The 1436-nt window shown below is 37.5% G+C and carries 1 protein-coding gene; it reads right to left on the bottom strand.

The genetic code is table 11. The features are described from left to right. Positions 1 to 32 precede the first annotated feature (32 nt). A protein-coding gene (locus P8610_RS20290; RefSeq protein WP_394605959.1) for an IS3 family transposase occupies positions 33 to 1381 on the bottom strand; the annotation gives its coding sequence in 2 pieces (ribosomal slippage) (positions 33 to 922 and positions 922 to 1381; 1350 coding nt in all). Positions 1382 to 1436: the final 55 nt, after the last annotated feature.

Here is a 1436-nt window from a genome sequence, read left to right as displayed (position 1 = left end):
TGATCTGAACCCGAAAAGTTAGACACGAATAATTAGGCAACCTGTTGGGCTTGAGTCCTGTATTCTATCGGACTTAAGCCTTTTAATTTCGCCTTGATTCGTGTGTGGTTATAGTAATTAATATATTGTTCAAGCTCCTGGATAAAATGCTTCATGCTTTCAAATTTCATTAAGTAGAGTAATTCACTTTTTAGTAAACCAAAGAAGCTTTCCATAGCGGCGTTATCAAGACAATTCCCCTTACGGGACATGCTTTGAATTACTCCCTTTTCTTTCAAAGAATGCTGATATTGTCTCATCTGATATTGCCATCCTTGGTCAGAATGAAGGAGAGGTGATTCATCCTTCTTTAATTTTTTGAAGGCTTTCTCTAACATTCTGGATACAAGTGGATAAATTGGGCGTTTCTCAAGTTGATATGCAATAATTTCACCATTATAAAGATCAAGAATAGGAGACATATAGAGCTTTTCTCCATGAATCTGGAACTCCGTCACATCAGTTACCCATTTTTCATTGGGCTTTTCAGCCTGGAAATTACGTTCTAAAAGATTAGGTGCGACCTTCCCCACGCTTCCCCGGTATGAGCGATACTTCTTCATGCGTACCAGACTTTTTAAGCCCAATGCATTCATTAGACGTAAAACTGTCTTGTGATTTAATAGATATCCTAATCTTCGTAATACTAAGGTGATTCGACGATACCCATAGCGTCCCTTATTCTCATTAAAGATTTGTCTGATGATTTCTTTCACTGCACGGTATTTGTCAGGTTGGTCCATTTTTTTAACCCAGTAATAATATGTGCTACGTGGGATATTAGCTACTTGTATGAGATCGATAACTTTAAACTGATGCCTTAACTCATGGATCACTTGCGCTTTAATTTGTTCTTTTGGTGTTCCTTTTCCTGAATTAAGGCGTGTAACTTTTTTAAATAAGCATTCTCCATGCGTAAACGTTCATTCTCTTTACGAAGTGCTTCATCAGAACCTGCTATTGGTTGGTTTGGATTGAATTTTTCCTTCATGGATATACGCCCCTTTTTTTTAGATCGCAGAGCGTCAATCCCACCTGTTTCAAATAACTGTTTCCACTTCCAAACAGTACTAGATGTGTTGATATTGAATACGTATGATGCCTCTCTAGTGGACGCTCCTGTTTCGTTCATGTATTTAAGTACGTCCATTTTAAACTTCAATGTGTAGTTTGTATATGGCTTTTTAAAACCCGCAACTCCATGATAGCGAAAACGAGATACCCACTCTTTTAAGTTAGTCATATCTACTTGAAACCTTTGAGCTGTGTCTTTATAGGATTCTTTTCCCTCTAAGTAAGCTTGAACAGCAGCCAGCTGGATATCCAAAGAATATTTAGTCATAAAAAAAATGCACCTCCAATTGTTAGTTGTGTCTAACAATTGGGGTGCAGTTCAC

Origin of the sequence: Fictibacillus sp. UD, assembly GCF_043558025.1 — a bacterium.
In the GTDB taxonomy this organism is placed as follows: Bacteria; Bacillota; Bacilli; order Bacillales; family Fictibacillaceae; genus Fictibacillus.
Note: the sequence above shows the minus strand (reverse complement) of the source record. Positions and strands in the feature narration are given on the sequence as shown.